Here is a 26644-nt window from a genome sequence, read left to right as displayed (position 1 = left end):
TGTACAGCTTTTTTCAATAGTAGATTACGGATTATTGAAGATTAGCCACTTTTAGATATTTAATCTGCAAGTGGCTCAATATATAACTTTATGAGGTTTTAGTTACTTAAAATATTATTTAGAAACTTTCAGATGTGTAAATATTTGCATCTCGTTTTAGGCAGGCAGTAAAGTCTCAGATACAAAAAGATGATTTCTTTTATTTTTGTCAGTTTTCACCTACATTTGATGAAACAGTGACGAGATTTGCTGATAGGGTATACGAAGCAGAACTTGAAGGCATAGTCACAATACATAATGGCATGGTGAGGCTACAATAAGAAGAACTACATTATTTATCAGAACGAGTTATTGTTAAAACTGATCGTATGTACCTTTGTCAATCTCTTTTTTTAATATATCTAAGGTCTCTTGCATCACTCTATGAATTTCAATAGCAGAAGCTCTGTGATCATTTTCTGGTATATCCATATCAAATACACTCATATTATTTTCAAATAATTCTTTTATATTTCCTGCAATTTTATGTTGTTTTTGTTGTATCTCTTGTTCTTGAAGTGTCATTTTAAATCCTTATCATTTCTTTTACTGTAATATAAAAAGATTAATGAAAAATTAATTATGGGTTAAAGGCTTTTCTCGTTCCACCTACGGAGAGGGGGAACGAGAAAAACACTACTAAGATTAATTGAATAATTTCCCCCATAGAAAAATATACCTATGTGTATCATATTTTAGTTTTGGCATAATAGAGTATCTTACAAATAGGAGTTATGGCATGACAGAAGAAAATCACGATAGGTTAGAAGCATTGAGTCCAGAAGGAAAGGATGCATATATTGCAGCTAAGGCACGTATATTGGATGCTTTAGGAAAGATGAACTTGCTTGAAGATGTATCATTAACTGATGAAGAAAAAAATACTATTTACGAATTGCTTGACGACACTGCTTTTTTAATGAAAAGTGAAGAACTCTAATATCAATAATATTGATGTGAAACCGTGTATCATAATAAAATCAATGAGTGAGGACCTTGATGAGATATTATTTACAAAGGAATTCTACTCGAGAAAAAGTATAAAGCAGTGAAGTTTAAAGAAATAGATTAAACCTTATAAAATATAACTTTATAAGGTTTTCATCCAATTGTTTATGGGATCTTAAACTTCTATAGGAAGAGAGATAAAACAGATTACGAGATATAACCTCTCCATCCGCCATAAGAGGTGATCTCTTTAGCATCCTTGATCGGATCACTCTCACATAAGAAGCCATAGACGCTGCTTCCATCTTCCAAAACAACCGTACCAATACCGAGAGGTTCAGCGATCTGTATCATGAAAGCACCAAAATTCTCTAGAGGCATAGACCATACCTCTAACTCCAAAGAGGTACCATTTTGTGTATCACGTACCATACCCGGACGAGGCGGTACTTTCTCAGGTACTTCATAGAGACGGTAGATCTTATCTGTTTGCGTTGCTTTGACAAATGTTGCATCTAGTTCAATGAGTTGATAATTAAGTGGCAAACCTCTCATATGTGCACCGCAAACGGCTATCTCGATAGTATTATTTTTCATGGGAAGCCTTTTGTAAATAAGATTCACCGATCTGTAGTAGCATTCTGTCTTCAAATGCTTCAGCAAAGAGTGTCACACCAAACGGGAGGCCATTCTCTCTGAATCCTGCAGGGACAGCGTACGCAGAAAAGTCAAGCAGGTTCATAAAGTTCGTGTAGTAGCCCAGATTGGTATTCAGCTGAATTGGATCGGCTTTGACCTCTTCTATCGTGTAGATGGTGCCTGTTGTCGGTGTTAATGCAAAGTCAACATTCGCCATAAGCATCTCTGCCTGTCGTTTATAGGCTTTGAGTTTATACTCGGCGTTAAAGTAATCCTCTGCACTTTTACTGCGTCCAGACTCAATGATCGTACGTGTCACTTCTATGAAACTTTCGGGTTTACTTTCTATCATATCTTTTACTGCTACATACCTTTCAGTGACCCATGGACCGTAGTAAAGTAAATTTGCCGCTTCAAGCATAGGTGAAAAATCCATCTCAACGGCAGTGCCTCCCATGGCTTCAAATGTTTTTACCGCTTCGTGATACAAGGCTTCTGCTTCAGTGTCACCGAAAAACTTCAGTTGGTCCGCCTGGGGAACAGCAAAATGGAAACGGGAAGGTATACTTTTTTGCACATCAGGCATACGTCGGCTATAAGGATCCTTTGCATCAAAAGAAGCAGCCACATCAAAAACCTGCTGTGCATCTTCTGTTGTTTCAGCAAAAATAGAGACACAATCCAAACTGCGGCATGCAGGGACAACCCCTGAAGTACTGAGGATACCCTTCGATGGTTTCAGTCCGACAAGGTTGTTAAATGCTGCGGGTACACGCCCTGAACCTGCTGTATCGGTTCCCAGTGAAAAAACAGCCATATCCAAAGCCACACTAATCACAGATCCTGAACTGGAACCACCGGAGATATACTCTGGATCAATACTGTTCTGACAAGCCCCATAAGGAGAACGCGTTCCGACCAGTCCTGTTGCAAATTGATCAAGGTTGGTCTTTCCGACGGGGATCGCTCCTGCTTCTATCAAACAGTGTACTACATAAGCCGATTCTTCAGGGATATAACTGTAATCAGGACATGCAGCAGTCGTCGGTATCCCCTTAAGATCAATATTATCCTTAATGGCAAAAGGGATACCATAGAGAGGAAGAGACTCAGGTTCACAAGACTCCAGCCGTTCCAAGTAAGGTTCAAGTTCACTTTCACTCAAAGTATAGATCCAAATAGGGTTCTCTTTGTGCGCTTCGATACGCTCTTTGATCTGTGACATCAATGCTCTTGGTGTCAGTGTATTATTTATATATGATTTTTTAATATTTAATATATTCATTTATATTCCTTTATTCAATTGTTGTGACCGGTACTTCATCATCTTTAGTACGAAATGCCTCTATGAAAGCTGCCATCACAATAAGTGCACCTCCCATATATTCAATCGTAGACATCGTTTCTCCTGCGATCAGGGTAGCAGATATGACTGCTGTGATCAGTTCTAAAATAATAATGATCGAAGAGCGTCCTGCTTCCATATGGGTTACACTCCATTGGGATCCGATATTGGCCAGAAGAAGCCAGAACAAAGCATAGCTCACAAGCATCAGCCATGCATGCTCCGTGATGGCTATAGGGAATTGTTCTATACCGGCAAGCAAAAATAGCCCTGCCAGTGAAAAACATCCCAAAAACATACTACCGATCTTTGAACCTACCGGTATGGATTGAGCTGCTCTAAAAAGCAGATTATTCATAGCAAAGAACAAACCGGAGGCCAAAGCGATCAGATCGATCCATGATGGTGGGGCATCCAATACTTCAAAACCGCCCAATATAATAAATGCGCCGCTGATCGCTAAAAAAACACCCAGGTAACGCCACCGGTCGATCTCTTCTTTTAAAAAAATTCGGCCTCCTGCTACACCCCATACAGGCAAGAGGTAAAACAACACCATCACCCGGATGACTTCACCATTGATCAGCGCATAGGTAAAGGCGAGGTTTGCTCCACCACCAAAAAGTGCGATCAGAAGCATCACCTTTCTGTGCTCTTTCCATAGGGGAAATTGTTTCAGAAGTACTGGGCCCAGTATCGCTGTCAATAGACCGTAAGCCAAAAAAATAAGTCCAATGCCTTCGATTCCCATCGCATTGATACTTTTCAAAGGTATCCATGTCAATCCCCAAAGTATAGAAGCACCCAGCAATACAAGAACGGGAAGATGTGCTCTCATCTTAAGCCCCTTTCTGAGCATAGGTATGAAAATGCTTCTTTTCACTCTTGGCCATCCAGCAGTTTATTTCCCATAGGTCAGCAACGGGCGTATTGACAAAAGGAAGCGTATGCAGATATCCGTCAGGACCAAATTCAGGCGTCATCGTTGTGATCTTCATACCATTGGACCCCTGTGCATCCCATATGATCTCCCAACACTTCTGGTGAGAAAGCAAAGCTTCTTTGTATTCGGGTGCAGCCGGATGAGCCACTTGTGGGCCTTGTGCATATCCGACACGGGCATGTATATGATATACATGTGGGGCAATGGCCCTGATCGTGTCAAGCTCTGTATCCATCAGACGTTCACTGACCACACACCAATGGCTGATATCCAGGGTCAGTTTGATCTCAGGGATTACTTGGACCATCCGTTCGGTTATCCAAGGTGTAAAAAGAGAACGGCTCCGATGTGTTTCAAAAGAGATCTCGATATCATATCTTTTGGCCAATGCAATAGCAGTTTTGAAAAAGGCTATACTCTCTTCTTCACGCCACGCATCATACCCGCCTATACAAGTCACAAAACGCGGATTGAGTACTAAAGCATTTTCTATCCCTCTTTTCACATCATCGATATGCTCTTGCAGGGTATGGTGACGTACAGGAACATAGTCTCCTCCTGTTACGATCTCACCGATAAAAGCAAGATCATATTTTTTCAGGCATGCTTTCCAGTACTCACGTGCAGCATTGTCTACAGGTGCCTTGCCTTCAATGCCTTCAAAACCCTCTTTTTTCGCCTGTATACAGGCAGTTTTAAAGTCACCTTCAAATCCCCACATAGTTTTAAAGTTTTCCAGTTTCATCATGGACTCTTTTATAGGGGTTCAATGACAAAAAGCATTTTACCCGCTTGCACATTTTCGCCTTCACTGCAAAGTACCTGTGTGATCTTTCCGTGTTCGGGTGCTTCTATATCCACTTCCATCTTCATCGACTCAGCGATAGCAAGCACCCCACCCTCTTCTACCACATCACCTAGTTTTGCCATGACTTTCCAAAGGCTTCCTTGTACAGGTGATTCGACTGCTTCGGCATTCTCAGCGATCTCAATATGCTCCATCGTCTGTTTTTCGATCTCTGTATTTTCGGTTCTAAAATTGGCAAGTCCCGTACGTTCCCACATTTGACGCTCTTCCTCAAATGCATCCTGCTGTCTCTTTTTGAATGTTTTGATGGATGCATCATTTTTTTCCAGAAATGCTTTATACGCTTTGAGACTGAAACTTGTTTCTTCAACCTTCAGCTCCACACGTCCTCTTGGAAAATCTTCACGCATCTGATGCAGTTCATCTGCACTGACTTCATAGAACTTGATCTGGTCAAAGAAACGCAACAGCCACGGCTTACCGTCTTTAAAGTTCGCCGTTTGTCTATAACGGTTCCACATCTGTACCGTACGTCCGACAAACTGATATCCCCCTGGACCTTCCATACCGTACACACACATATACGCACCACCGATACCGACGGCATTTTCAGGCGTCCATGTACGTGCCGGATTGTATTTGGTTGTGACCAGACGGTGTCTTGGATCAAGCGGAGTGGCCACAGGTGCACCCAAATAGACATCTCCCAGCCCCATCACAAGATAGTTCGCACCAAAAACGATCTCTTTGACCTCTTCGATATTCTTCAAGCCGTTCATACGACGGATAAATTCGATATTGCTCGGGCACCATGGGGCATCTGCACGCACCGTTTTCATATATTTGTCTATCGCAACACGGGTGGATTCATCATCCCATGAAAGCGGCAAGTGTACGATACGCGCAGGCACTTCGATATCATCGATCGAAGGGAGTGTCAGTTCGATCTCTTTGAGTCGCTCGATCAAAACAGCTCTGTCACACACTTTTGGTTCAAAGTGAATCTGTAAAGAACGAATACCCGGTGTAATGTCTGTCACACCTTCGATCGCCGCCTCTTTAAGTGCCTCCATCAATACATGTACTCGAAACCGCAGTTCAATGTCCAGCTGCATCTCCCCATATTCGATAAGAATATTACTGTCACCTGACTGACGAACGACGATCGAAGGAAGATTCTCTTCTCCATCATCAGCATAAATGATCGGTGAGCCTATAGGTTTAGGTGAAAGAAAAGCTGTCTCATCATAGGTCTTAAGCGCTGAAATAGCATCATCCTGCGCTTGGATCATCTCTTTAGCAGTCTCATGTTCTACAGGCACGAACTTCACCCTGTCTCCGGCACGAAGTTGGCCCATTTTCCACAACTCCGCATTAATGATCGTTACCGGACAGACAAATCCTCCCAAACTTGGGCCATCCGGTCCCAAGATGACAGGCATGTCTCCTGTAAAGTCTACTGCGCCGATAGCATAGGCATTGTCATGGATATTGGAAGGGTGAAGTCCTGCTTCTCCTCCATCTGTCCTTGCCCATTCAGGCTTAGGACCGATAAGACGTATACCTGTACGGTTGGAGTTATAATGGATCTCCCATTCCGTCTCAAAAAAGGTCTTGATATCTTCATCCGTAAAGAAATCCGGTGCACCATGAGGTCCGTAAAGCACTCCTATCTCCCACCTGTTCTCAAAATGTTGATGCGGTATCACTGCTTTATCTGCTGCATCACCGGATGTAAAGGTACCGATATGCAGCACATCACCTGAGATCAGCGTACGTCCCGCATGACCGCCGAACTGCCCAAGCGTAAAGGTAGAGCGGCTTCCAAGATATTCTGGAACATCGAAACCTCCACGCACTGCCAGGTAGGTTCTAAATCCTTGACTGTGCACTTTTTTCAGCTTGAGTGTACTACCGGCTTTTACATGGACTGCCTCATTCATCCCGATCTCTTCACCATCTAGGAATGCATCGATCTGCGCTCCGCACAAGGCTATGGTCGTATCTGCGTTAAAACGCAGTGTCGGACCTGCAATAGCGATCTCCAGACCTGAGGCTGCCGCATCATTCCCTACGATACGGTTGGCATAACGAAAACTGAAATTATCAAAAGGACCTGAAGGCGGTACACCGATATCCCAGTAGCCTGTACGTCCGGGAAAATCCTGTATGCTTGTTTGTGTTCCCGGACGTAAAACATCTATACTCTTTGGTTGATATTCAAAACTGTTAAGGTATTTTGTTGTCTGTTCACCTTTTTTAAAGACATCCGATTTGACAATCGCCCCTAGATATCTCAGGTTCGTTTCGATCCCGTCTATAGAGGTTTCATCAATCGCTTTTACGATCTTTGCTAACGCTTCTACCCTGTTGTCCGCTTTGATCACAAGCTTGGCTATCATCGGATCATAAAAAGCAGACACTTCAAGCCCTGTTTCAATAAAAGTATCACATCGTATGTCATCGGCAAATTTTACATGGGTTAATACACCTGAACTGGGCTGAAAATTCTTAGCTGGATCTTCCGCATATACACGCACTTGTATAGCGTGTCCCTTTGGTGCATGCGCATACGCATAAAGTGCCGGGTTTTCACCGTAAGCCTGACGTATCATCCACTCTACCAGGTCAACCCCTGTCACTTCCTCTGTGATCCCGTGTTCTACTTGAAGACGTGTGTTCACTTCAAGGAAATAAAATGCATTGGTAGTTGTATCATACACAAACTCCACTGTCCCTGCAGAAAGATAAGAAACAGATGCTGTCAATTTTTTTGCTGCTTCATAGAGTGCTTCTCTTGTCTCATCCGTAAGACCAGGGGCCGGTGTCTCCTCGATCACTTTTTGATTACGGCGTTGGACCGAACAATCTCTGTCACCTAAGGTCGCAACAAATCCTTTTCCGTCTCCAAAGACCTGTACTTCGATGTGACGTGCTGAAGCAACATATTTTTCCAGAAACATACCGCCATCAGAGAAGTTGTTTTCACTTAAACGCTTCACTGATTCATAGGCATCACAAAGTTCTTCTTCATCATAGCACAGCTGCATACCGATACCACCGCCCCCGGCAGTACTTTTTAACATGACAGGATACACGATACGTTTCGCCTCTCTCTTCGCCTCTTCCAGATCAGTTAAGATCGAAGATCCCGGAAGGAGTGGCACACTGTTCTCTTCTGCCAATTGGCGTGCTGTATGTTTAAGGCCAAATTTTTGCATATGCTCTGTACGCGGTCCGATAAAAGCGATACCTTCCGTTTCACATGCATTCGCAAACGCTGCATTTTCACTTAAAAAACCATAACCGGGGTGAATGGCTTGAGCACCACTCTCTTTGGCAATATCAAGAATCTTTTTACTATCAAGATAACTTTCACTGGCAATCCCATGACCGATATAATAAGATTCATCCGCCATACTGACATGTAAAGAGTCTGCATCTGCAGCAGTATACACAACAACGGATCGAATGCCCATCTTCTTAAGTGTACGTATGACACGACAAGCGATCTCACCACGATTGGCGATTAATATTTTAGTAAACATTTTATGTCCTTAGAGTTAAGTTTACGGGCCGTCCCGATCGTTTACATTTCATAAGTCGTCTTATGAAACGGAAAGAGGTGGTTCTTTCATACCTTAGGAAAAAAACTGCGGGAAACAGTTTTTAGATTCAAAATACTTCATATCATGATTGGGCCAGATCTCTGCCCCTGAACGATATGCAAGCTCTTTAAGCTTACGAATACTCTCGATCGCCATGGCTTCGTTATCCTGCCAACAGAGTCCCGGAGCGATCTCTTTTTCAAGATTTTCGCTCAGGTCTGCAGCATCACCTGCAAGCAGGATCGGTTTTCCTTTGGGCAGTTCGATCATCATCGACATGTGCCCTGCTGTATGGCCAGGTGTCTCGATGGCACGGACACCGGGGACAAGGTCATACTCTCCTTTATAAATGCGCCAGTTGATCGGGCAATCCAAATCCTCGGCGAAATAGGCCTCGTCCGCCGGCTCTCGGGCCGCTTCGAGCTCCTTTTCATGCACATGGACCTCGGCATTGCAGAATTCACAGATACCCCCGGCATGGTCAAAGTGGAGATGGCCGCAAAAGACGACATCCACATCTTCTGTTCTAAGTCCAAGCTCAGCCAGACGGTTGGGAAGACGCTGCTCTTCGGTCATCTGAGGAGGACCGAATGGGAACCCTTCATGTTCGTAGAAGTGCTTGCGCTTCACTTCATCAACGATCTTGTTGTAATCACAACCTACATCATAAAGGATACGTCCATTGGCCGTCTCTATAAGATAAGCCAAGATAGGTGCATCTATGATAACCCCTTTACCGTGACCACGTGTCGAGAGTGTCTTCTCGTAACGGTGTGTTCCTGTCAGGATCGGCCAGAATTTTTTTACTTGTGTCATCTTATCTCCTTAATGTGCCGTCAAAAATGAGACACCATCAACGCCGATAAAGTCTCTGCCTTTATGTACGTCGATATTTGTTGCGTCCGAGTTGATCACCCGTTGTACACGGTAACGATGATAACTTTTAAGCAAATTGACAAAGGAGAGAACCTGTGTCTCATCCTTGCCATAGAGCTTTTTATGGAGCTTTGGCAATCGATACCAGGGCTGCATCTGTTTGTCGTGGTGTACATTGTGATATGAAAAGTTCAGTACCAAAAGGTTTAACCACGGATATTTCAGTGAAAACACATTTGAAAAAGTATTGCGTTTTTCAAATGCACTGTCATACTGTTTGACTTCATCACCGCTTGGCTGATCGAGTGTCTCATACAGGTCATAGGTGTGCTGATGCACATCCATAAAACGCATGATGGTTAAAAATATCATATATGCGATAGGGTACAGCAGTAAAACCTTTGGAGAGATGCTCGCCAATGCAGCAAAAAACGCGATACGCAGCACTAATACCGTGATAATACGGGAACGCAGATGCTTGCGTGACTTTTTGACAAAAGGCAAAATGATCACCAATGCATGCATCATGAGCTCTAAGGCAGGAATATAAAAATATTCCAAGGCCTGTATGATCTTTAATGTTTTGGGATACTGGAGCAGTCTTTCTCTAAAATCAAAAGAGACAATATCTGCACGATCCATATGATGACGTACGTGCTTATGCTTGATCGCCTCATAATCACTGTATGAAGCACCTGTGATCCAAAGAAGAATTTCACCAAAAATATGATTGTGATGACTTTTCTTAAAAAGAGAGTCATGTGCACACTCATGAATAAAATAAGCAGCGATGACCATGCTGTGGGCAAGAAAAACGATCCCTAAAATATTATAGAGAATAGAGTCTGCCAGTAGCGCACTAAAACCAAATAGATAAGTTCCAAGTATATATGTCCACGCTACTATATTCGGTACAAGTGCATCGTCAGAACGAAAGAGGTTGCTTATCTTTTCCATGATCTCTTAGTCTTCCCAGATCACCATCTGAATCGGTGTCGGATTAAATGCATTACATGGATTGTTGAGCTGCGGACAGTTCGATACAAGTACCAAAGTATCCATCTCTGCCTTCATATCCACATAGGCACCCGGTTTAGAGATACCATCTACGATAATCAAGTATCCGTCCTCTTCGATAGGTACATTCATAAAAAAGTTGATGTTATTGGTAAGGTCACGAGGATCCATCTCCAACTCACCGATCTCAAACAGATAATTGTCACGGCAGCTGTGCATATATTTTGTATCATGTGCATAACGTACCGTATTACTTTCAGCACTACAGTGACCGCCCAGTGTGTCATGGTTACCACAGGTATCTGCAGTAATTTCCATCATCACATTATCATCGGTGGAGATGAGTTTTGTACCGGTTGTCACAAAGATGCTCCCTTGTTCTCTGACTGTGTCATTGGCCGAGTAACGCTCTTCATGGTCATTGGCATTGTAAAAAAGTGTATCAACTGCCTGACACCCTTCAAGGTCTATGATACGAAGGGTTTGCCCTTTTTTGACCACATGGCTCCAAGGTACACCTGCTGCGACCTTTTCATTGTATACTGCGTTTTTAATATCTTTGCTCATCATTCTCTCCTTAGGCAAAATAGCGTGCATTGTTTATGAAAGCACGCTGGGATTGTGGGGTAAAGTTCATACATAGGTCATCCTCGGTGACAGGATCTGCCTTGTGGAGGGTCAGCTGAACATCACTTGGGTTGTATTCACCCTCTTCCATCACATGCGGTGTGTTTGAGAGTACCAAAAGTACATTCATCTCTGCACGCAGTTCGATATAACTTCCTGGTTCGGCACGTTGGGGTGAAAGTTCAAGTTTACTCCCCTCTTTGACATCGACTTTTCTAAAGAAGTTGATCGCAGGGATCATGTCACGTTTACCCATACCGTATTTGCCCAGTTCGACCAAAAAGTTTTCACGGTCGCTTTTATAATAACGGTTACGGATATGTTCAAAGTCTCCCTCACCGAAACGCTCTTTGACAATACGCGGGTTGCTGATCCCTGCAATGGCATCAAAAAGCCCTCCGGTTGTCTCATCTGTGATCGAAAAAAGCACGCGGCCCAATTCCGAATAAAGCACTCTTCCTTTGCCAAAATAAGCATTATGTTGAAGTTTAACCGTGTCTGCGGAGTTAAAACGTTCTGCAGTGTTATCTGCATTGTAGAACATGGCCGAAAGAGAACCTAAGCCATCTTTTGTGGTAATGCGCAGCTTGTCACCGCGTTTGATGATCTTTGACCATCTGCCGCCTCCCGGAAGTACTTCATCAAGAAGGATACTTTCAGGTTTTAAATCTTTATGTGTTGTTATCATTATTGTTGTTCCTTTATTCATTTATAGATTTTTCTACTTCTTTTAAGACCGTTTCCCTTGTATCACCTACAGGTATGTCATACGTGATCAACGCCCCGTACATGTTGGGTGCCTGCGGTTCATAACGTACCTTGTCAAAGACAAGCAGACGTGTACCAAGGTAAAAACTCTCCTTGAGGTCATGGGTCACCATCACGATCGTGAGATTGTTCTTTTCCCATAGGTCCAAAATGAGTGCATGCATATCGGCACGAATCCCCGGGTCCAATGCACCAAACGGTTCATCCAGCAGAAGTATCTTTGGTTTATTGACCAAAGACTGTGCAATGGAGAGACGCTGCTGCATACCTCCGGAGAGTTCGCTGGGGTATTTATCTGCCGCATCGCCAAGGCCGACTGACCTAAGCATATCCATGGCACTCTCTTTAGCTTCTTTACGTTTTGTGCCAAAGAATTTCCCAAAGAATTTTGATGCTTTGAGCTCCATGGCCATCATGACATTTCCCAACACAGTTAAATGAGGGAAAACTGAGTAACGCTGAAAAACGATTCCACGTTCTATTCCCGGCTCATCAGGAAAAGGTTTACCATCAAGCAGGAATGTACCGCTTGTGGGTGTCTCCTGTCCTAAGAGCATTTTTAAGAATGTACTCTTCCCGCATCCTGAAGGACCGACCAGTGTACAGAACTCTCCCTCTTTAATATCGAGGGTTATTCTCTCAAGTACAACATTGTCATCATATTTTTTCCAAAGGTTTTTAATATGAATCAGACTCATGATCCCTCCTTTCCGGCCGTATACCATGGAAATAGTTTATAGGTCAGCTTCTTTAACATAAAGTCAAACAAGAAGGCAAGAAATGTGATCCATGCCACATAAGGCAGGATCACATCCATTGACATATAACGGCGCACCAGAAAGATACGGTACCCTAAACCTTCGGTCGCTGCGATCGCTTCTGCTGAAATAAGAAAGATCCATGCCGTACCCAGTGTGATACGCACTGCATCAAGCAGCCTAGGAAAGACCTGCGGTAAGACAACACGCATCACGATCGTCCAGCTTGATCCTCCAAGAGTCTGTGCTTTAATAAGCTGTTCGACCGGTATCTCAGAGACACGCTGCTGCATGTCACGGACAAGCAGTGGTGTCACACCGATGACGATCAGTGCAACCTTCGCCAGCTCACCCATACCAAAAACAATGAACAAAATAGGCAGGACCGCCATTGGCGGCACCATGGAAAAGGCTGCCACAAAAGGCGACAAACCTGCCCTCAGAAAAGGAATAAACCCTAGAGGGATGCCGATAAGCATTGCCAATACAGCACTTATGAGGACCCCGAGTCCCAATCGTTCAAGTGAAGATACTGTATCTCCAATGAAGAGTATTTCACCTGTTCGTTTACTTGGTGTAAAGGCCATACGGTCAATGGCTTCTGAAAAGCTTGCCATGGATGGTAAAAGCTTGTCATTCGGATTTTCCGTAAGACGCATATCTGATGCCACGAGATAGAACACCGCGACAATAATAAATGGTAATAATCCCAAGAAGAGCGTTGCTCCTCTGGATGGTCGAAGGTTCATAAATCGTTTCATAGGAGTACCTTACAGTTTCCCTTCCGCAGCCATTTTCACATAGGTGTCTGTAAAACGTAGCTTGGTGTTTTTTGTATCACCGAAAGTTTTCCCACCTGGGAACTCCATACCGATGAATTCAGCATTTGGTGCACCTTCTCCGAGAATACCGTGATCAAAAGAGAACTCACTCACTTTTTTCATCGTTTCTGGAAGGTCTGGACTGTCAGCAAATTTAACGGCATCACTTGCATCATAGAACATCATTGTAGAATCAAGCTGGCTTTTGTAACCAGCAAGATCCGTACCAGACGCTTCTGCCATGAATGTCAAGGCTTTTTCATCCCCTTTTTTCATCAATGCCATCACTTCAAACCATGCACCTGTCAATGCTTTTGCCAATTTTGGATTGTCTTTGAGTGTTTCAGTGTTGATCACAAGCATATCGATGATCTCGCCCGGGATCTTGCTTGAATCATAAACAAGATTGGCATTTGTATTGTTTGCCGTGATCTCACTGAGCTGTGGGTTCCATGTTGTCATTGCTGTCACCTCATCAGAACTCCATGCAGATACCATATCAGCATCTGATGTGTTTACAACCGTAATATCTTTTTCACTCATGTTCACTGATTCAAGTGCACGTGCAAGAAGATAGTGTGATACCGAAAGCTCAACGAGGTTCACCTTCTGCCCTTTGATATCAGCCAGGCTCTTTTTATCTTTAAGAAGGATACCGTCATTTCCGTTGGAAAAGTCACCCATGATCACAGCAGTTGAGTCAACACCACCCGCAGCCGGAATGGTCAATGCATCCATATTCGTCATGAGACAACCGTCAAATTTACCGGCACTGTATTGGTTGATCGATTCAATATAGTCGTTCACCTGGATCAGGTCGATCTCGATATCGTATTTTTTAGCCCATTTGTCAACGATACCTTTTTGCTGGGCATAATCCCACGGCATCCAACCGACATAAATGGTCCATGATACTTGGAATTTATCTTTTACCTCTGCCATGAGTGATGATGTACTGAGACTCATAATTAATGTAGTGGCAACTAAGAATTTAGATGTAGATTTGAAGAAGTGTTTCATTGGAGTGTCCTTTGAGTATAAGTTTAAAACACGGCACGAGATAATAAATCTCCCGGGCTTTTATCCCTCCGTGTAACCTCTACTCAAGAGGCCGATAACTCTCGGACCAGACACAGAATATTCTGCCGGAACCCTAGATATCTTGTTAGCGTATATGAGATTTTAAAACCTCATGTCATGTCTTGTACGGATAGTATATCCTACTATACAATCCTATAGCATCAGCGGTATGGTTAATTTTTAATCATTTTGCTATTTGGATCTATTTAAAGAAAATTACAAAAGTGTGTCGTAGGTATAAAAGATTTTCGGAACACATCATTGAAAGTCATTATACGAACCGATCTCTCTGAAGGTCTCGATGTACATTAATAAAACCGTTTAATCATTATATCGGCCTGATCTTTTGCATGCTGTAAAAGCAGTACGCTTTTCTCAGACAGTTTTCCTTCTTCTACTATAGGACTATTCATATACTCCCTTATCGCCCGTATCAGTTCTTTGGTTTCGCGTATCTCTTTATAGGATCTATGATGATACTCTATACTCTTCTCTCTCTCCCCTTCCACATAGTGGATACGTTCCAGTTTTCCTTTTTGTTCGTTCAAGAGTACTTCATAGGTTCTAAATACTCCTATCGTATCTTTGATATGCCTATCTATTTTGTCTGTTTCAACTTTGCAATTTTCTTTTTTCTCTCTGTAAATCTCTGCTTCTACGAATTGTTTCACTGCGAGGTGAAGATTGCTTCTTTTTTTCAACCTTACACGAACGATATAGATAAGGATCATGACCAAAAGCACTGAAAAACCTAATACACCTGCACCGATATTCACATCTTCATGTTGTCCTAAAAGTGTACTGAACCAGGCCAGTATACTTTGTGTCTCATCTTCTGAAGGCATTCTTGTCATATTCAGTGTCATGTCCAATTTTACTGTTGCCAGATAGACCAATCCTATGACTGTAGCAATCCCTCCGAGTAAAGCGTAGAGCAACCCTGTGAATCTACCGCTTGGAATATCTCTGAAAACTAAGGGTTTGAACATTTTTTTTGAAGTGAATACAACTGTTCTCTTCTCTTCAAGATCATCATTATCTGTCTGATAGCCCAATTTTTTTACTAATACTGTACAGGCATCAAGGCCACCCGCTTTAAGTCGTGCTCTGGCATCCTCATACTCTTGTACATCCTTTTCAAGCAGACGTTTGCAGGCTTCTTCCCGATCATCTACTTCTTTAAGCATTTTTTTTGTTTTTTCTACAAGATGCATGGTTTTGGTATGTTTATTAGCTTTTCCCGGAAAGACAGGATCTGATACCGGTCCCTCTGTCATTTCAGGCGTGTCATCTTCATGGAGTCCTATGGTTTCTTCTCCCATTTCCAAAGGTGTATCGTCAATCTCGCCCAGCCCCTCTGAAGCATCATTATCAATCTCTTCTATCATTTCTTCTGACACACTCTTATTTTCATTCATCTTTTCATCCTTCCCATTTATTTTAGCAAAATTTTTCATTATAGTTTTAATCTATATCAATTTTTTACTACACTTGGATATAATGCAATATATTTGCATAGAGGAATTTTATGGGCATCATAGTCGCACTTTTAGTCTTGTCGGTACTGATCTTTTTTCATGAGCTTGGACACTTTACAGCAGCACGTTTTTTTGGCGTACAGGTGGATGTCTTCAGTATAGGTTTTGGTAAAAAACTCTACTCCAGGATGATAGGAAAAACGCAGTGGAGTCTCTCTGCGATACCGCTTGGCGGGTATGTCAAAATGAAAGGTCAGGATGACACGGATCCTACTGCGGTCTCATACGACAAAGATTCCTACAATGTGAAAAAACCATGGCAGCGTATCATTATTTTATTGGCCGGACCGTTTGCCAATTTCCTGCTGGCCTTTCTGCTTTATTTTGCTATTGCGAACATCGGTGTTCCCAAGCTGTTGCCTTATGTCGGTGAAGTAGGAAAAGAGACGCCTGCATTCAAAGCAGGTTTAACCAAAGAGGACAGGATTGTTCAGGTCAATACCCACAATATCAAGTACTGGGAAGAGATCGGTGAAAACATCAACGGTGACAAAGGTGACATCACGCTTATCGTAGAACGTGAAGAACAACTGATCACACTGCAACTGGCACCAAAGGTGATAGAGGACAAGAATATCTTTGGAGAGAAGATCACCAGACGTATCATCGGGATCAGTCCTTTAGGAAAACAAACAACGGTCCACTTTGGATTGATAGATGGTTTGGGGTATGCATGGGATGAGACAAAGAAAGCCTCTTTGCTCATCGTACAGAGTGTAGAAAAACTGATCACCGGAGTGGTTGGTACAGACAAGCTCGGTGGTATCATCACCATTGTAGATGTCACAGCTGAAGCGAGCGCTGCGGGGATACTCGCACTTTTCTTTTTTACCGCCCTCATTTCAGTGAACCTGGGCGTATTGAACCTGCTGCCTATACCTGCACTGGACGGTGGGCACATTATGTTCAACCTCTATGAGATGCTTACAGGTAGAACTGCGAGCGAAAAGGTGATGTATGTCATCACATTGGTAGGCTGGGCTATACTCATCTCTCTTATGATGTTAGGATTGTATAATGATATCAATAGACTTTGGGGATAAAAACCAAAACAGTCAAAGTGTAGCATAGCCGATCAGGCAATTCATTAGCAAAGGATAATAAGTATGATATTGGACAAAGAACACTTAAGAGCAAACCTGGATGAAGTGATCTGGAACATAGAACAAGCACGTATCACAGTGAGTGAACACCACATTGTAAAACTGGTCACTGTGGCCAAATATACAGAGCTTGAAAATATTGCCACACTCTATGAACTGGGACAGAGAGCTTTTGGTGAAAATCAGGTACAACAGCTTAAAGAACGTATGCATGCGCTCGAGGACCTACCACTTGAATGGCATCTGATCGGTTCGCTCCAAAAGAACAAGATCAACAATCTGATTGACTTGCGTCCTACACTGATGCAATCACTTGACAGTATAGAGCTCGCAGCAGAACTGAACAAAAAACTCTTGGCAAAAGAGACAAAGATGCACTGCCTGCTTCAGATCAATGCAGCCAATGAAGCAACGAAATCAGGCGTACCCCCTGAAGAAGCTGTGGATATCTACCAAACGATCAAAGAGACCTGTCCTCAGATCAATCTCAAAGGTGTGATGACCATAGGCGCACACAGTGATGACACCAAACTGATACAGCAAAGTTTTGAAAGCACATACGGTATCTATGAGAAACTGAAAAAAGAGGGTGCGAGTATCTGTTCTATGGGTATGAGCGGTGATTATGAATTGGCTATAAAATGTGGGTCGAATTTAGTGAGGATCGGTTCAGCATTATTCAAATAAAGGGTTATAGGTTTGAGATACTCAAACCTGCACCCCTTAAGCAACTTCTTCTGTACAGTGACTACACACGCCGTAAAGATTGATCTGTTGTTTACTTATGGTAAAGTTCTCTTTCTTTGTGATAGAAGTAAAGAGTTCATCTGCAACTGTATGCTGCGGTTTGTCTTCTACTTCACCACACTCCGTACAGACCAAGTGGATATGATCCTCTTTTAAAAGCTCATATTTGGACTTTTTGCCTGTGATAGGCACTTCTACAAGTACACCCTTCTCCACCATTAAAACAATATTTTTATACACCGTTGCAAGTGAAAGAGATGGATGTGTTTTAATGACCTCTGCATAGATAGCATCGATGGACATATGCCCATACGCTTCTATCTTTTCTAATATATTCATACGTTGAAATGTAGCTTTTAGTCCACTCTTTTTAAGTAGATTTACATAATCTGTCATAGTTTTCCTTTCAATGTATACATAAAGCTATCACTCTATAGCCTTATGTATACACCCATCTCTGAAGATGGGAATATACTAAGGTCTTATAGATCGCCTTCGTGTTTTGCAAGATATTCAGCAACACCAGCAGTGTCTGCTTTCATACCTTCATCACCTTTTTGCCAACCAGCAGGACACACTTCACCATGCTCGTTAGTAAATAGCATTGTATCTACCATTCTGATCATCTCATCGATGTTTCTACCAAGCGGAAGGTCGTTGATCACTGCATGTCTGATAGTACCATCTGCATCAATAAGGAAAGACCCTCTGAGTGCTACAGCGTCATCAAGAAGAACATCATAGTCTCTAGCAATTTGCTTATTAAGGTCTGCTACCAATGGCATATCAACTTTCCCGATCCCACCTTCATTTACTGGAGTTTCTCTCCAGGCAAAGTGAGAAAATTGAGAGTCTACAGAACATCCGATCACATTGATACCTCTTTCTCTGAACTCTTTAGCTCTATGAGAGAATGCGATGATCTCTGATGGACATACAAAAGTAAAGTCTAGTGGGTAGAAGAAAAGTACTGCACCTTTTTCACCTAGGTTTTCCATAAGATTGAAATCGTCTACGATTGAACCGTCTGCAAGTACGGCTGTTGCTGTAAAGTCTGGAGCTTTTTTTGTTACTAACATGTTATTTCCTTATTGATAATTTTTATTAACAAGGAAATATTATCATAGTATCTTTAAAAGGAAATTAAATTAAAAAGGCAGCAATCCGAATTTTTTAATAAAAGCCTCATCTATATCAATAAGCCCTTTTTCCTGAAGGCCGTCAAGCACCTCTTTCGTACAGAAAGTATCTCCGGGCCATTCTCTTTCATAGCCGTCCACTTCACTTTTATTCGTCCCGTCGATCGCTATGAACGGTTTAAGTATGACATCCCTTCCTGCGTCTATATTGTTCACTACACGCCAAATGAGCATATAGGCATCATTCAGATCATTATTCGCATGATCCACAATGACAAGCAGTTTGATATGCTTCTCAAGTCCTTCAAGTTTTTTAATGAGATTGCGTTGGGACTCTTTTTTATCCACACTGATCACACAGATCGGTGTTTTGGTCTCTGTCATGTACTGCTTCAGGCCTACTACACTGCTGCTTATCTCTCGCATCTTATCAAGCAGCACTTCATCTGAAAGTAACGCTTCTACACCGTTTTCTACTTCATCTCCTGTTGCATCCACACCCAGTTTCCCGCCGACGAACTGTTCTGAGGACGAATGGTCAAGATGGTCCACGATACCTTGTGTGATGAGGATCTTACACTGATCCAGCCGATTGAGTATATGTGCTGCCAGGGCTTGACTCTCTTCAAGATCGGGGGCATCTTCTCCTACAAAAATGGCATGTTTGACAAAGCTCATCTGACCCACTCCCCAAAATGCATGCATGAACTGCTGTGCATGTCCCTTATAGAGTGTTTTCATCTTTGCCAATATCAGGTTGTGGAAGACCCCGTTTTCAGGCATATTATAGTCTATCAGGTCTGGAGCCATAGGTTTAAGCATCGGCAGGAAGATACGTTCCGTTGCCCAGCCCATATACTTATCTTCCAACGGCGGTTTTCCTACTACTGTTGCCTGAAATACCGGATGTTTTTTCATCGTGATCGTCTCTACATCCATCACAGGAAACGGCTCTTTCAGTGTATAGTAACCCGTATGGTCACCGAATGGCCCTTCTATCTCCATGACTTCAGGATCCACAAAACCTTCTATGACCACATCTACATCACGGGGGATATAAATGTCATTGGTGATCGACTTCACCAGCTGTGCATTTTTATTCCGTACAAAACCATAGAGTAACAGTTCAAACATGCCATGTGGCATGGGAGCCTGTCCACACCAGATATAAAGTGGGTCACCACCTATGGCTACGGTTACAGGCATTTTTTTACCGGCTCTTTGGTACTGGTCAAAGAAGTGCGAAGCATCTTTATGTATCTGCCAGTGCATCCCCAGTCTCTTTTTATCATACTGTTGCAGTCGGTACATCCCGAGATTTTGCATTTCGCCGTCCAGACTCCTTGTATAGACCTGTCCCATCGTGATAAAGGGACCACCGTCCTCTTCCCAGGTCTTGAGTATAGGTAATCTGTCCAAGTCCACCTCATCTTTAGGAATGATGACCTCTTGACACTCTCCTTTGAACTTTAAACGTTTGGGAAAGACATTTTTAAGTGAAAAGAGTTTAGGAAGCATCGCCAACTTGGCTTTGAATCCCTTAGGTGGTTTGAGCTTAAGCAGTTCATCTATACCTTTGGCTACATCATCAGGATGTTTGCCGAAGATCTTTTCCGTCAGGTCTTTGTTGGCAAAGATGTTCATCAGTACAGGCATATCATACGCTATACCTTTGGCTTTGTTCACAGGATTGGTAAAAAGGATAGGACGAGAATCCTCTGTCTTGACTTCCACATAGGCCACATGTGGGATCTCAAGCTCCACATCCAACGGTTCCTCGATGATCTTTAAATTACCATACTCTTTAAGCCATTGTACTACGTCTTGCATTTATCAACTTTCTACTTATAGTCTCTCTGGCATTTCATCTTTAAATGCTATAGATTCTGCTTTTTCAAGTATCTCCAGAGCACCCTCAGTGATCATCTCTAGAGCCAACTGTTGTCCCAATGCATCACATGCATCTACCTTTGCTGTCAATGATTTATGCATGATGTTCGTACCATCCGGGTATCCAAGCATCGCTTTAATCGTGATATCATCACCTGTGATGACTGCATTCACAGCCACAGGAGCAGAGCACCCCGCACCTATCTTTGAGACAAAATCACGTTCCAACTTTGTACAGAGATAAGAATTCTCATCATTCAAGGTCATGGCTATTTCACGAACCCTCTCATTGTTACTTACGATCTCGATACCCAACGCAGCCTGTCCCATAGGTGGGATGAAAAAATCCAATTTTTCAACAAAAGGGACATCTTTAAGCAGGTCAAGTCTATGCAGTCCTATATAAGCAAGTATGATCACATCATACTCTCCTTCTTTGAGCTTTCTGAGCCTTGTGTTGACATTGCCTCTCAGTTCTTTGACCACGAGATCCGGACGTTTCTCTAGCAGCTGCATACGTCTTCTTAGACTTGTGGTTCCTACCACTGCACCCTGAGGAAGGTCATCCAGACTTTGATAGGTATGTGATAGCAGGACATCGCTCTGATCTTGACGTTCTGTAATGGCACAGAGTTCCAAACCTTCGGGAATGTAAGTAGGTACATCTTTAAGGGAATGTACTGCAAGATCTGCATTCCCTTCAAGCATCTCATCTTCAAGCTCTTTGGTGAAGTGTCCCTTGCCCCCTATGAGTGCAAGCGGTTTGTCCAGTATCTTGTCACCTTTTGAGGTAATTTCATTCAGTTCTACGGTGATCTCCGGAAAGGAAGTTTCGATCCTCTCTTTAATGTGATATGCCTGCCAAAGTGCAAGAGCACTTGCTCTTGTCGCTATAATTAATTTTTCCACTGTTACCCTTGTCTATCCCTGCATAAGACAAAGTCTCATGCAGCGCCAATTCCATTATTTTATGAGCGTTTTATACCCGTTACGCATTTTATCCCACTCACCATCTATATAGATAGTAGGAGTACCTGTGACCATCATTTTACTTGAGGCCATTTCATCTGCCTGCATGGCTGCTTTCACCTCTTCAGCATCTACCTGTGCTGCTGTGACACTGTAACCGGTATGGCTTTTTACTGCAGCTAGTATCTTCGTCATATCTGTCTCTCTCGGGTCAATCTTAAGTGAATAGATCTTTTCAACCACATCTGTTCTACCTTCATGTTGTGCCACATGCATCACACGTGTCAGTACATCTGAAACAGGATGGATACGAAGTAACGGCAGGTGATAATAATAGACTGCAATTTTTGCAGGGTTCTCTTTAGATACTTTAAATATCTCCGGTACTATTTCTTGACAGAACGGACATTGAGGATCAGAGAAGATCAGTATCTTATGCTCTGCATCCTTGTTACCAAACAGCAGGTGGGCATCATCATAATAGCTCTGAGGGACACTAGGTTTGATCTCATCTCTGTAATCATTTCCGGTTTTTAGATTCACTAAGTGCCCTGTGATGAGTCCATCCTTCACAAACATCATTTCAGGTGCATGTATCTCTTTTTTCTGATACTCCAGATCCATCGTCGTTAACAAGATCGTCCATCCAGGTAATCTCTTATCTGTTTTAGACTCAAGTACGGTTACACCGTTAACTTTCACCTGTGGATTTTTCACCACAGATCTCTTCACATATTTAACTAATAATTTGTTATCTGGCTGTGCATTTGCACTAAGAGTCACGGTCGCTACGACTGTGCTCATCAATAATTTCGACATCAATGACATCATCATCTCCTTGTTTTGTAAAATGTGTTGTTCCTTCGGGGGTTATTTTAGCAATAAATTGTAAATAAAGTGAATAAAAAAATGCAATGACACCCAAAAGGTCACTGAATACTCCCGGAATAATGAGTAGGATCGCAGCGATGAAGTAGGACATACTTGCATTTTGAAATCTTCTCAAGTCAAGTTTTCCCTGTCTCATTGACTGCATATTGCCCATCATCGTTTGTGAAGATTTTTGTAAAAGCATCATGCCCAGAGCAAAACTAAGTACGATCCATACCACTGACCAAAAAAAACCTATAGTCTCTCCGGTCTTTAGCGAAAGGTACAATTCGATGAGAGCAAAAGGAATGATCAGAAATATCATATTAAAATCTTTCAGCCAGAAAATCGACTATGTAATCTACAGAGACTTCCTCTTTGACCATACCGTCTCTGGTCATAAACTCTACTGTATCCTCTGCCAGTTTCTTTCCTATGATCACTGCATGAGGTACACCGATAAGTTCATAATCTTTTATCTTCGCACCGAATCTGTCTTTTCTGTCATCAAGCAGTACATCCACACCTTTGGCCAACATCGCTTCATAGAGTTGCTCACCCAAAGCGACCTGTTCTTCATCTTTGATATTGGAGACGATGATCTGCAGATCGAACGGTGCAGACTCTTTCGTCCAGATACACCCTTTTTCATCATGGTTCTGCTCGATGATGGCCGCAAGCAGACGACTCACACCGATACCATAGGTTCCCATGACCATAGGCTGCGACTTTCCGTTCTCATCTAAGAAGTTTGCCGCTAAGGGTTCAGAATATCGTGTACCCAGTTGGAAGATGTGCCCTGCTTCGATACCTTTGGTATAACGCAATGACCCACCACAACAGGCACAAGCATCACCCTCTTGCACCGCGGAGATATCAGCATAACATTTCTCTGCTGCCGTAAGGTCATCAACCCCTTCCAATGCAGCGTCCACAACCAGTGTTTCTATCGCTGCTGTCTCTTCATACTCTACAAGATCGTTGGCATTGACTGCATTGCATGCTTTCACATCCTGAAGTTCTACAGATGCAGGTAGAGCAAAATGAACGACTTTACTGACACCTTCATCATAGAGTGCTTTCATTGCGATAATTTTGATCTCTGTTGAAGCATCATAGACTTTCGGTTTTGCTACAGCAGCTTCTATGTTGGCACCGTAGTCACAGTCGTTACATACCACGATCGTATCTTCACCGGAATCAGCCAGTACCATAAACTCTTTACTTCCAGATCCACCGATCGCACCGGAGTCCGCATCTACAACCCTGAACTCCAGCCCAAGACGTGTGAATATTTTCTTATAGGTCTCTTCCATCAAGGCAAACTCTCTTTGCATATCTTCTGTAGAGGTATGAAAACTATAGGCATCTTTCATTAAAAATTCACGTCCGCGCATCAGACCGAATCGTGGTCGTATCTCATCACGGAACTTGAGGTTGATCTGATAGACATTCAAAGGAAGCTGCTTATAACTTTTCACTGTCTGTCTCACCAGGTTCACCATCATCTCTTCATGGGTCGGTCCTAAAATGAAGTCATTCTCCTTACGGTCTTTGAAACGTAAGAGCTCTTTACCATACTTCTCTAAACGGCCGCTCTCTTCCCAAAGTGCCGCAGGTGTCACAAAAGAGAGACTCACCTCTTGACACCCTGCTTTATCTAACTCTTCTTTCACCACGGCATGTACTTTATCCAGTATCTTTTTGCCTAAGGGCAGAAAATTGTAAAGTCCGCTTCCCCCTACTGACTGTATAAACCCGCCTCTGATAAGATAGATATGACTCGCCAGTGTTGCGTCATTGGGTGTCTCTTTGGTTGTAGGGATTAATAATCTTGAAAATCTCACGCGTTGTATCCTTTTGTATGATGGTCGTTTTTATACTGTTTAAGATCAATGTTGTCGGTATCTATATTGAACATTTTTTTGATCGATTCTATGCAGTTCGCATTTTTCTTCTCTGTTGAAGAGTGTCTCAGGTTCTGTGTGGGTTCATGTAAGAAACGTTTGAACATCTGCTCTGCCATTTTACGCATATTTGCTTCGGCTTCTGCCGGTACAAAACCTTTTTTTAGGGCCCTTTTCATTTCAGCATCTATGGCATCATTCACCTGTTCTCTCATCTCTTTGATCACCGGTTCAATAGAAAGTGCTCTGAGCCATGCATAAAACTCTTCTTTATATCTCTCTACGATCTCAGCTGCTCTTACTGCCTGTTCTTCACGTAATGCATGATTGTCTTGAGAGATGGTACGAAGGTCATCGATACGGAACAGTTGCAATTTCTCCAACGCCATATCTTCGATATCTCTGGGAATTGCCATGTCAAACCAGAGTCTTGGTAAAGTATCATTCTCTATAAGGTCCTGCGTAATGATCGGTTCTCTGGCTGAAGTGGCGGTAAAAAGCAGACGGTAACGGTTCAGATACTTTGGAAGTTTTTCCATAGTGGCTGCTTTGACATTTTCACCCAGGGTCTCTGCCAGCGCTTCGATCTTCTCCTGGTCTCTTCCCAGCATCACCACATCACAACCTGCTCTCAGTAGATGTTTCGTGGCCAATACACCCATTTCACCGGCACCGACTACCATAGCTGTCGTACCAGCCATACTGTCACCCAGAATTTTGTGTGCCTGTGCCACAGCAACTGATGCGATCGAAATAGGGTTGTGGGAAATATTCGTTGCATTGCGTACTTCTGCCGCACACTTCACTGCATAAGAGATGATACGATTGAGTTTGCGCCCGGCCGTACCATTTTGATGCGAGAGCATAAATGCCTCTTTCACCTGTCCTGTGATCTGAGATTCACCTATGACCAAAGAGTCCAGTGAAGAGACCACAGAAAAAATATGCTGTACTGCCTCTTCATCATCATAACGTACACCTGAGGATTTGATCTCATAAAAGTTCAATTCACTCTTTTGACTCATCAGTCCCAGGATCGTGTGATAACTTGAAAAATTGTCACGTGTTGCCAATACGATCTCAACACGGTTACAGGTAGACACGATAAATGCTTCATGGATAAACTCAAATTCGACCAATTGATTGAGCATTGCAATTTTTTCTTCATCATTGGCAAATGCCAACTTTTCTCGCATACCCTGATCACAGTTCTTATGAGAAAAACTCATCACTTGGTAATACATTAAAAATCCCTTTCTATCATCTGCATAGCGATATTTGAGAGTGCATCTTCACCTTTCTCATTCATCAGTGTGATCGCTTCTTCTATCAGTGTTTTGGCTTCCTGATAACTTTTTTGTATCACCCGGTGTTCCTGCATTTTCATTTTGATCCAATGCTGTTCGTCTGCAGAGAGCTTTTTTGCATGCAGTGCTCTGAGTTTCTCTTTTTCATCACTCTCCAGCAGTTCATACAGATAGATATATGGCAGTGTGGTCTTACCCTCTTCAAAATCATGCAATGCGGGTTTACCCAAGGTGGCACTGTCTGATGTGATATCAAGCAGATCATCTATCATTTGAAAGGCTATACCCAGGTTTCTACCGTAGGTCATATAGGCTTCTTTGGACTTACCGGCCAACAAAGCGGCAGCACCCGCACTGGCTTCCATCAGAGAAGCCGTTTTCTGGTAGATCATATCAATATAAACATCTTTGTCCAAGTTAAATGTTTTGGAAAGTGAAACATCTTTCAGTTCTCCAAGACTGAGTTGTACAACAGCATTGGAGACCATCTTGGCCACATCCGGACTGATGTTGTTTAACTCCAAGAAACCTTTGGAGTAAAGGACATCACCCAACATGATGGCTGTTTTATTGCCATAGAGTGCATTGAGAGAAGGTTTTGAACGTCTGGTATAGGCATCATCTATCACATCATCGTGTAAAAGACTTGCAGCATGTATCATCTCAACGACAGCAGCTGTCTTCACCACAGAAAGACTATTACCCGCAATTTTCAAAATGAGCTTTGCACGCAGTCTTTTACCATCAGGCAGTTGAGCATAAAGTCCACTTATCTCTTTATCATTCAGGTCAGCTATAAATTGTTCTATTTTTCTCTCAACAGCACTTAGCACGTATACCGGTCCTTATGTACAGTGAGTAACAATAGATGCTACTCACGGTTGTATCCTATTTTAG

At 42.7% G+C, this 26644-nt stretch carries 26 protein-coding genes and 1 riboswitch; of the genes, 3 read left to right on the top strand and 23 right to left on the bottom strand.

Features of this window, described 5'->3' with window-relative positions; genetic code table 11:
• Positions 1-354: 354 nt before the first annotated feature.
• Positions 355-564, bottom strand: coding sequence for a hypothetical protein (locus LDM98_RS11710; RefSeq protein ID WP_223899598.1), 210 nt, complete (start codon positions 562-564; stop codon positions 355-357).
• A 214-nt stretch (positions 565-778) separates the two neighbouring features.
• Here LDM98_RS11710 and LDM98_RS11705 point away from each other — a divergent pair, with 214 nt between their 5' ends.
• Positions 779-979 carry a hypothetical protein gene (locus tag LDM98_RS11705; RefSeq protein WP_223899597.1) on the top strand — a complete coding sequence of 67 codons (201 nt, stop codon included), beginning with the start codon at positions 779-781 and terminating at the stop codon, positions 977-979.
• Positions 980-1194: 215 nt separating this feature from the next.
• Here LDM98_RS11705 and LDM98_RS11700 read toward each other — a convergent pair whose 3' ends face one another.
• The 13 genes from LDM98_RS11700 to LDM98_RS11640 form a co-directional block, all read right to left on the bottom strand.
• A complete protein-coding gene (locus LDM98_RS11700) occupies positions 1195-1584 on the bottom strand; it encodes a hypothetical protein (protein ID WP_223899596.1) in 390 nt (129 codons plus the stop codon).
• The gene (gene atzF, locus LDM98_RS11695) at positions 1574-2911 is read right to left on the bottom strand and encodes an allophanate hydrolase (protein WP_223899595.1); all 1338 of its coding nucleotides are present in this window, start codon (positions 2909-2911) and stop codon (positions 1574-1576) included. The genes LDM98_RS11700 and atzF overlap by 11 nt, the downstream gene beginning before the upstream one ends.
• A gap of 10 nt (positions 2912-2921) precedes the next feature.
• A complete protein-coding gene (locus LDM98_RS11690; protein WP_223899594.1) occupies positions 2922-3809 on the bottom strand; it encodes a DMT family transporter in 888 nt (295 codons plus the stop codon).
• A gap of 1 nt (position 3810) precedes the next feature.
• Positions 3811-4659, bottom strand: a complete 849-nt coding sequence (locus tag LDM98_RS11685) for a sugar phosphate isomerase/epimerase (RefSeq protein WP_223899593.1) — start codon at positions 4657-4659, stop codon at positions 3811-3813.
• Between the two features lie 11 nt (positions 4660-4670).
• Complete coding sequence (gene uca, locus LDM98_RS11680; RefSeq protein ID WP_223899592.1) at positions 4671-8270, bottom strand: urea carboxylase; 3600 nt, start codon at positions 8268-8270, stop codon at positions 4671-4673.
• A 93-nt stretch (positions 8271-8363) separates the two neighbouring features.
• Positions 8364-9146 (bottom strand): N-acyl homoserine lactonase family protein, encoded by a 783-nt coding sequence (locus LDM98_RS11675; RefSeq protein ID WP_223899591.1) that lies wholly within the window; start codon positions 9144-9146, stop codon positions 8364-8366.
• A gap of 9 nt (positions 9147-9155) precedes the next feature.
• Positions 9156-10163 carry a fatty acid desaturase gene (locus LDM98_RS11670; RefSeq protein WP_223899590.1) on the bottom strand — a complete coding sequence of 336 codons (1008 nt, stop codon included), beginning with the start codon at positions 10161-10163 and terminating at the stop codon, positions 9156-9158.
• 6 nt (positions 10164-10169) lie between these two features.
• A complete protein-coding gene (locus LDM98_RS11665) occupies positions 10170-10790 on the bottom strand; it encodes an urea amidolyase associated protein UAAP2 (RefSeq protein ID WP_223899589.1) in 621 nt (206 codons plus the stop codon).
• A 10-nt stretch (positions 10791-10800) separates the two neighbouring features.
• Positions 10801-11538 (bottom strand): urea amidolyase associated protein UAAP1, encoded by a 738-nt coding sequence (locus tag LDM98_RS11660; RefSeq protein WP_223899588.1) that lies wholly within the window; start codon positions 11536-11538, stop codon positions 10801-10803.
• 13 nt (positions 11539-11551) lie between these two features.
• A complete protein-coding gene (locus tag LDM98_RS11655; protein WP_223899587.1) occupies positions 11552-12316 on the bottom strand; it encodes an ABC transporter ATP-binding protein in 765 nt (254 codons plus the stop codon).
• Positions 12313-13137, bottom strand: a complete 825-nt coding sequence (locus LDM98_RS11650) for an ABC transporter permease (protein WP_223899586.1) — start codon at positions 13135-13137, stop codon at positions 12313-12315. The genes LDM98_RS11655 and LDM98_RS11650 overlap by 4 nt, the downstream gene beginning before the upstream one ends.
• Positions 13138-13146: 9 nt before the next feature.
• Entirely contained in the window at positions 13147-14217 is a 1071-nt protein-coding gene (locus tag LDM98_RS11645) for a putative urea ABC transporter substrate-binding protein (RefSeq protein WP_223899585.1), read from the bottom strand.
• Positions 14218-14264: 47 nt separating this feature from the next.
• Positions 14265-14365, bottom strand: a riboswitch (guanidine-I (ykkC/yxkD leader).
• Positions 14366-14585: 220 nt separating this feature from the next.
• Positions 14586-15695 (bottom strand): hypothetical protein, encoded by a 1110-nt coding sequence (locus LDM98_RS11640; protein WP_223899584.1) that lies wholly within the window; start codon positions 15693-15695, stop codon positions 14586-14588.
• A gap of 110 nt (positions 15696-15805) precedes the next feature.
• Between LDM98_RS11640 and rseP the strand changes: the two genes are divergently transcribed.
• Together rseP and LDM98_RS11630 are read left to right on the top strand one after the other, a co-directional pair.
• The gene (gene rseP, locus LDM98_RS11635; protein ID WP_223899583.1) at positions 15806-16858 is read left to right on the top strand and encodes an RIP metalloprotease RseP; all 1053 of its coding nucleotides are present in this window, start codon (positions 15806-15808) and stop codon (positions 16856-16858) included.
• A 63-nt stretch (positions 16859-16921) separates the two neighbouring features.
• Complete coding sequence (locus tag LDM98_RS11630; RefSeq protein WP_223899582.1) at positions 16922-17605, top strand: YggS family pyridoxal phosphate-dependent enzyme; 684 nt, start codon at positions 16922-16924, stop codon at positions 17603-17605.
• Between the two features lie 36 nt (positions 17606-17641).
• On the opposite strand, the gene LDM98_RS11625 is transcribed toward LDM98_RS11630, so the two are convergent.
• The 9 genes from LDM98_RS11625 to LDM98_RS11585 all read right to left on the bottom strand — a co-directional run bounded on the left by LDM98_RS11625 (position 17642) and on the right by LDM98_RS11585 (position 26580).
• Positions 17642-18061 carry a Fur family transcriptional regulator gene (locus tag LDM98_RS11625; RefSeq protein WP_223899581.1) on the bottom strand — a complete coding sequence of 140 codons (420 nt, stop codon included), beginning with the start codon at positions 18059-18061 and terminating at the stop codon, positions 17642-17644.
• A gap of 86 nt (positions 18062-18147) precedes the next feature.
• Complete coding sequence (locus LDM98_RS11620) at positions 18148-18744, bottom strand: peroxiredoxin (protein WP_223899580.1); 597 nt, start codon at positions 18742-18744, stop codon at positions 18148-18150.
• Positions 18745-18813: 69 nt separating this feature from the next.
• A complete protein-coding gene (locus LDM98_RS11615) occupies positions 18814-20634 on the bottom strand; it encodes a menaquinone biosynthesis decarboxylase (protein WP_223899579.1) in 1821 nt (606 codons plus the stop codon).
• A gap of 15 nt (positions 20635-20649) precedes the next feature.
• A complete protein-coding gene (gene hemC / locus LDM98_RS11610) occupies positions 20650-21603 on the bottom strand; it encodes a hydroxymethylbilane synthase (protein ID WP_223899578.1) in 954 nt (317 codons plus the stop codon).
• 54 nt (positions 21604-21657) lie between these two features.
• Positions 21658-22491, bottom strand: a complete 834-nt coding sequence (locus LDM98_RS11605; protein ID WP_223899577.1) for a thioredoxin domain-containing protein — start codon at positions 22489-22491, stop codon at positions 21658-21660.
• Positions 22436-22858 carry an FxsA family protein gene (locus tag LDM98_RS11600; protein ID WP_223899576.1) on the bottom strand — a complete coding sequence of 141 codons (423 nt, stop codon included), beginning with the start codon at positions 22856-22858 and terminating at the stop codon, positions 22436-22438. Before LDM98_RS11600 ends, LDM98_RS11605 begins: the two co-directional genes overlap by 56 nt.
• Before the next feature lies 1 nt (position 22859).
• Positions 22860-24380, bottom strand: a complete 1521-nt coding sequence (gene proS / locus LDM98_RS11595; protein WP_223899575.1) for a proline--tRNA ligase — start codon at positions 24378-24380, stop codon at positions 22860-22862.
• Complete coding sequence (gene hemA / locus LDM98_RS11590; RefSeq protein WP_223899574.1) at positions 24377-25684, bottom strand: glutamyl-tRNA reductase; 1308 nt, start codon at positions 25682-25684, stop codon at positions 24377-24379. The genes proS and hemA overlap by 4 nt, the downstream gene beginning before the upstream one ends.
• Complete coding sequence (locus LDM98_RS11585; RefSeq protein WP_223899573.1) at positions 25684-26580, bottom strand: polyprenyl synthetase family protein; 897 nt, start codon at positions 26578-26580, stop codon at positions 25684-25686. Before LDM98_RS11585 ends, hemA begins: the two co-directional genes overlap by 1 nt.
• Positions 26581-26644: the final 64 nt, after the last annotated feature.

The organism is Sulfurovum sp. TSL1, from assembly GCF_019972135.1.
In the GTDB taxonomy this organism is placed as follows: Bacteria; Campylobacterota; Campylobacteria; order Campylobacterales; family Sulfurovaceae; genus Sulfurovum.
The sequence above is the reverse complement of the archived record's forward strand: the minus strand, read 5'-3'. Positions and strand labels throughout refer to the sequence as shown.